This is a genomic window from Protofrankia sp. Cas3 (genome assembly GCF_963555955.1).
Lineage (GTDB): Bacteria > Actinomycetota > Actinomycetes > Frankiales > Frankiaceae > Protofrankia.
On sequence record NZ_CAUVXP010000242.1, the window covers coordinates 1 to 6,090 of the forward strand.

Here is a 6,090-nt window from a genome sequence, read left to right on the forward strand (position 1 = left end):
CGGCCGCGTTCGCGGGCGAAGGTCTCCAGTGCCTCGACCCGGTCGAACACCGCGTCCGTCAGCTCGTCCTGGCGACCCGCGAGCCGTGCTCCAGGCTGCGGCTGTTCGTCCCGCATGTATTTCCCGGTAAGAATGCCGTTCGCGAGCGGGTAGTACGGCAGCACGCCGATGCCGTACTTCTGCGCGGCCGGGACGAGTTCAGCCTCCACACCGCGTTCCAGCAGGTTGTAGTGGTTCTGAGCCGAGATGAAGCGGGTGGTACCGGAAGCGCGTGCTGTCCACTCGGCGTCCGCGATCTGCCAGGCCACCAGGTTCGATGAGCCCACGTAGCGGACCTTGCCTTCGCGGACGACCTCGTCGAGTGCGGTCAGGGTCTCCTCGACCGGGGTGAACGCGTCGGGTCCGTGGAGCTGGAAAAGATCGATGTAGTCGGTCTGAAGTCGGCGAAGCGATCCTTCCACGGCTTTGCGGATGTATCGACGGGAAGCGCGTGCGTTGAAGTCGGGGCCGTATGAGCCACCCATGTCGTGGCCGAACTTGGTAGCGAGGACCACGTCGTCGCGTCGAGTTCGCAGGATATGGCCGAGCAGGGTTTCCGATCCGCCCTTGTTGCCGTAGGTGTCAGCGGTGTCGAAGAGCGTTATGCCGTTGTCGAGTGCTGCGGTGACGACGGCCCGGGTGCCCTCGAGGTCAACCCTTGAACCGAAGTTGTTGCAGCCGAGACCGACGACGGAAACCAGCAGGCCGGAGGATCCGAGCGGGCGAAATCTCATATCTCAATACAACACGAGACGCCACGGGTCCCGCACGTTCGGGTCCGGGACCCGTGGTCGTCGAAACATACCGGTGATGTATGGTTGTGTTTCTCGAGTGCTGGTGGAGTCCGCTTGGGAAGCGTCCCTGGTCGCGGGGGCGCCGACCGGACTCGCCGAGGTCAGTCAGACGAAGCGGCGTCGCTGACGGCGGTGCCTACAGTTTCGGCTGCTCTGCGAGTTGACGTGCGAGCGGCCATGGTCTGGCTGACCGCAGCCCTGGTCCGGGAAACAGCCTCCTCGGTGACCGGGCTCCGGCGAATGCTGGAAACCCGCTTCTCGCCCCGATCGGCAAAGCTGTTGTAGAGCGACGTTGCGCGTCCTTGCAGGTCGGAAAGTTGCGAACCCACCGTGGCCGGCAGCGCCCGGACCACTGTCTGCACGTTGATCGGTAGTTTCTGAGCCTGGGTGGAAATGTCGTTGACTCGGCCGGGCAGCTTCTTGACCTCGTCCACGTAGGTCGTGGGAAGGGTGAGGATCTTCTCAACGGCGGCGTCGGCAGCCCCCACGGAGGCGTACAGGGGCTTGCGGACCTCGGATAGCGGCATCTTGACGGTGCCCTCAAAATCGGCGGCGTCGTCCGATGCCCGGGCGTCTGTTCGGATGGTGGCCATTGCTACCTCCTGCTTCGCGGTTATGGCATGGCCTTCGGTTGTCGGCGTGTTGCCGATCAATTGATCTTTAGGCGTCCTCTGCCGGGTCAGGGGTGGCTCGTTCAACGGTCGCCATAGTGGTCGGCGCGGAGCCATCGGCTGCGGTCGGGCCGGCCTTCGTCGGGGCCTTGCCATTGGCATCCCTGTCGGCTTCCCCACCGGCGCCGGTTGAGCGTGGTCGCCGAGCCGCCGGCATTCGTGGTTCGGTATCGCCGACCGGTCGGGTTCTGACCGTCTTCCGCGCGGTTGTGGTTCTCTTTGGCTGGCTGCCCTTGGTGGAGCTGGTCGTGGCCGCCGCGACGCCCTGTGGGGTGTCGCCGTTCGGGGGGGCGGCCGATTGGTCGGAATCGGTGTCCAGCCCCGATTCGGGGTCTGCGTCTGCGCCCGCGTTGCCCTGCTCGGTGTTCGAGCCGTCAACCGTGGGTGATTCGGGATTCAGGTCGTAGGTCGAGTTCTCCTTACGGAACGCGTCATAGATCTCAATGATAACCTGCTTCTGCCGCTCGGTGAGACTCGCGTCCGCGAGGATCGAGACGACGACGTCATTGTCGGATGACCGCTCGTCTAGAATCCCGGCCTGAACGTAAAGTACCTCCGCGGAGATTCGGAGTGCCTTGGCGATCTGCTGCAGTATCTCCGCGGACGGCTTTCGCAGACCACGCTCTATCTGGCTCAGATAGGGATTGCTGACCCCGGCCTGCCGAGCGAGCTGACGAAGGGAAATCTGTGCGGTTTTGCGCTGGTCCCTGATGAAGTCTCCGAGATCACGCACATTCAGGGGTGGCACGTTGGGTGTCAACCTCCTCCCATCTAGAGCGTATTGGCCGGCGGTGACGCGAAAATTCGTGACCACGTCGCCTTTGGCTGAGTGGAACCCCGGAAGAAGCAGATCTGTAATGGTGGGATCCGCAGGACCGAGCAACCAACGCTGTGAAGCGTACGTCCGACTGCTAGCTGTGGCAAGCGCCCAGCCGACCTGGGTACGCCGCGCCTGAGGATCAGCGGGCTCGGCACCGCACTGATCTGATCATGATGGACGGGTCTGTCGGCCGCTCTAACGTGTCGCGTGCGCAAGCCATTCACGCTGTGTCGCAAGTGCAGCCTCGGCTTTCGCTGCCTCGTCCGTGCGTCCGCCGGCCCGGGCCCGGTCCAGCTTTGCCTCCAGCTTGGCGACGGACTCCCGCAATGTCGCCACAAATGCGGACTCCGTCGTCTCCGGACGGCGCCACCGCGCGTCCGCCGCGTGACGGATGCGGTCACCGGCGGCGGACAGCCGGCGTTCAAGGTCGGCGCCGGCCTCCCGCGGCACCTTCCCGATGGTGTCCCAGCGTTGTTCGATGTCCCGAAACCTGCGTAGCGCCTGGTCTGACTGGCCAGGGTCGATCGCGGCGGCCTCGGCGAGCAGCTGCTCCTTGCCGGCCTGATTCGCGCGCAGCCCGGCGTCACGTTCGGCGTTGGCCGTGTTGCGGCGGGCGAAAAACGCGTCCTGCGCGGACCGGAAGCGCAGCCACAGGGTGTCCTCGACGTCCTTGGGCGCGCGTCCTGCCGCCTTCCACTCGTCCAGCAGCGTCCGGTACCGAGCGCCGCTGGACGACCACTCCGTGGAGTCGGCAAGGGTTTCGGCCTCGGCGACGATCGCCTCCTTGCGCTCCTTGGCCTGCGCACGCTGCTGGTCAAGTGCGGCGAAGTGAGCGGTCCGGCGTCGGTTGAACTCATCGCGGGCAGCGGTCACCCGTTTCCACAGGTCGGTGTCCGTGCGGCGATCCACCCCGGTGATCGCCCGGAACTCGGTGGCGATAGCGCGGAACCGTTCGCCCGACGCCTTCCAATCGGAGCTGCGGGCGAGGCGTTCGCCTTCGGCGACGATCGCCTCCTTGGCTTCGATCGCCGCGGCGGCCCGCTGGGCCCGCTCGGCTGCGCGTTTGGCCTTCTGCTCGTCGACTGCGCGCAGGATCGCCTCGAGGCGCCGGGTCAGGATTTCAAGATCACCCACGGCGGCGGCGGTGTCAAGGGAGCTCAGCAGCCGGCGCGCGCTCGCGGCGAGGTCCGCCGGCTCAGCGCTGGGGACGGTGAGGCGCCGTTCGAGCAGTACGACTTCGGCCGCCAGGTCGTCATAGCGCCGGCCGAAGTGTGCGAGGCCCTCTGCCGGGCTGCCGGCCCGCCAGGATCCGACCGGGCGTTCGCCCGCGGCCGTCCGCACGTACACGGTGCCGTCGTCGCCGACGCGCCCCCAGTCGGAACTGTTGCGCTCGCTCATTGTGGTCCCGAAGATCGACATCAGGTCGATTGACATTCTTGCAGGGATCGCGCCGAAGGGGCACACCTGATTGTCCGACCAGAAGCCGAAGCGTTGCTATCGGACTCAATGCGTTCAATCTGTGACGTTCCGTGGCAGTTTGGATGTTGCTCGCAGGCCTGAACGGTGATCGGATGTCGGCTCTGTGTGGTCGCCGTGTCGACACGGCTTGGTCGTATACAAATGCCCCGTCACCGGTCAAGATTCCTAACCGTGTACCGAACAGGTCCGTCCCACCTGGGCACGCATGGTCGGTCGGCAGCCCGGTCGGCAGCCCGGTCGTGCCCGGTCGCTGCGCCATGAGCTCGGTGTTCCAACGTCCAGGGTGGCGGGTGGCGGCACTGTTGCTGCCGGCCCTCGTCGGTCTCGGCGTGTTCACGATCGCTCCGGCGCTGGTCTCGGCGTTCGTCGCGGGCACCGACAAGACTCTCACCAGTCCGAGCTTCCACTGGGTCGGCACTGCCAATTTCCGTGATGCTCTGCACGATCCGAACCTTGCACAGGCTGTCCGTAATACCGTGGTCTACTGTCTGATCACCGTCATTCCGGCCGTGGCGGTCGGCCTCGCCCTGGCGCTCGCGGCCGAGCGGGTGACCCGGGGACGTGCGCTTGTCCGCCTGGCACTGTTTCTTCCGGTGAGTGCCAATCTCGTTGCCGTGGCGGTTGTTTTCTCCTATATTTTCTCAGCCAGTCCGCACGCGCTGGCGAACACCGTGGTCGGCTGGTTCGGTATCCGCCCGGTCGACTGGCTCGGGGATACATCCACCGCATTGCCGGTGGTGGCGTTCGTCGGCGCCTGGCGGTTGGCGAGTTTCGTCTTCGTCGTATATCTTGCAGGGCTCACCACAATCCCGAGATCGGTGTACGAGGCCGCTGATGTCGACGGCGTCCGCGGCTGGGCGAGGCTGCGTCGAATCACGCTGCCGCTGCTGGCTCCCACCACGGTATTCGTTGCAGTTTTTGCGACGATTCTCACCCTGCAGACGTTCGAGACGGTCGCGGTCCTCACACAGGGTGGTCCGCTGGGCTCGAGTACGACGATCGTGTACTACATTTACGAGGCAGGATTTACCGGATCGTTTCGGATCGGCTATGCCTCGATGCTGGCGTTGTTGTTGCTGGTCGCCGTCGTCCTGCTCGGCGTCGCCGGTGCCGTCGTCGGGCGATGGGCCCGTGCCCGAGCCGCTCGTGAGGTGGCGGTGTGAACATCGAGAGCATGTCAGTGGCGATTCGCCGCCAGTCGGTCGGCTCCCCTGTATCGATCATCTCAACCGGCCTGCGCTGGGCGTTCCTCGCCGCTGGGATCGGCGGCGCCTTCCTGCCATTCTGGTGGATGCTGCGTACCGCGGTTGGTCCATCGCAGAGCGCGCTCGGGTTGTCGTCGAACCTGATCCCGTCGGGCATTGACTTCGCGGCCTTCCCGCGTGCGTTCGACGCGGCAGACCTCGGCCGCGCGCTGGTGACCGGAGCCGGGGTGAGCATCGCGATCACGCTTCTGCAGCTCGCCACCGCGATACCAGCGGCCTATGCATTCGGTTGCCTCCGGTTTCGTGGCCGCGGCGTGCTGTTCGCGGTGGTGCTCGCGACTCTGCTGGTACCGCCACAGGTCACCGCCATACCGAACTATGTGACGATTTCCGCGCTTGGCCTGGCCGACACCAGGGCCGGGTTGGTGCTGCCCTTCATGACGAACGCCGCGGGAATATTCCTGCTCCGTCAGTATATGAGCACGATTCCGGTAGCGCTTCTCGAAGCGGCCAGAATGGACGGCCTCGGCACCTGGCGGACGCTGCGTGCGGTCGTCCTACCGCTGTCGACACCGGCGGTCGCCACGGTCGCGACCTTCAGCTTCCTGCTCTCCTTCAACGAGTATCTTTGGCCGTTGCTGGTGGCACGCTCGCCGGATATCGCGACCCCGCCGTTGGCTCTGGCGAACCTGGTTTCGGCCAGCGGCGGTTTCCCGGACTTCGCCCAGCTTTCGGCTGCGGCGTTGATTGTAAGCATTCCGACACTTGTCGTGTTCATCCTTGCTCAGCGGCGATTGGCCGCCGGAATCACCGGCACCGGCACCGGTGTCGGTGCCGAGGGATGAGGGCGTGCCCGAGAGGAAGACACTTGATCCGGACCCGTCTGTCCAGACCGCTTGAGGCCGCCGGCCGCGCGAGGAAAATCATGACTGGGCTGCTCGCCCTTGCCACTGTCGTGTTCCTGGCTACCGCGTGCGGGGCCGTCGGTTCGAGCGGCCCGTCGGTCAACCCCAGCCTCCGCCCGACCGCGCGACCCGCGACCGCTGCCGTGGACGACGTCAACGGAGCCAGAGCGTCCACCC

6 protein-coding genes are annotated in these 6,090 nt (G+C 65.7%); 2 read left to right on the top strand and 4 right to left on the bottom strand.

All coding sequences use genetic code 11. The annotated features are described in order from the left end of the window. The 4 genes from U9983_RS26200 to U9983_RS26215 form a co-directional block, all read right to left on the bottom strand. On the bottom strand, window positions 1-773 hold a 773-nt coding region (locus U9983_RS26200; protein WP_322756571.1), incomplete at its 3' end, for an aldo/keto reductase. 161 nt (window positions 774-934) lie between these two features. Then, window positions 935-1,426, bottom strand: coding sequence for a hypothetical protein (locus U9983_RS26205; RefSeq protein WP_322756572.1), 492 nt, complete (start codon window positions 1,424-1,426; stop codon window positions 935-937). Window positions 1,427-1,493: 67 nt separating this feature from the next. Continuing rightward, window positions 1,494-2,252, bottom strand: coding sequence for a helix-turn-helix domain-containing protein (locus U9983_RS26210; RefSeq protein WP_322756573.1), 759 nt, complete (start codon window positions 2,250-2,252; stop codon window positions 1,494-1,496). 267 nt (window positions 2,253-2,519) lie between these two features. After that, window positions 2,520-3,722 carry a DUF349 domain-containing protein gene (locus U9983_RS26215; protein ID WP_322756574.1) on the bottom strand — a complete coding sequence of 401 codons (1,203 nt, stop codon included), beginning with the start codon at window positions 3,720-3,722 and terminating at the stop codon, window positions 2,520-2,522. 338 nt (window positions 3,723-4,060) lie between these two features. On the opposite strand from U9983_RS26215, the gene U9983_RS26220 reads away from it, so the two are divergent. Together U9983_RS26220 and U9983_RS26225 are read left to right on the top strand one after the other, a co-directional pair. Continuing rightward, window positions 4,061-4,966 (top strand): sugar ABC transporter permease, encoded by a 906-nt coding sequence (locus U9983_RS26220; RefSeq protein WP_322756575.1) that lies wholly within the window; start codon window positions 4,061-4,063, stop codon window positions 4,964-4,966. Between the two features lie 11 nt (window positions 4,967-4,977). Next, complete coding sequence (locus U9983_RS26225; RefSeq protein ID WP_416211556.1) at window positions 4,978-5,853, top strand: carbohydrate ABC transporter permease; 876 nt, start codon at window positions 4,978-4,980, stop codon at window positions 5,851-5,853. Window positions 5,854-6,090 lie beyond the last annotated feature (237 nt).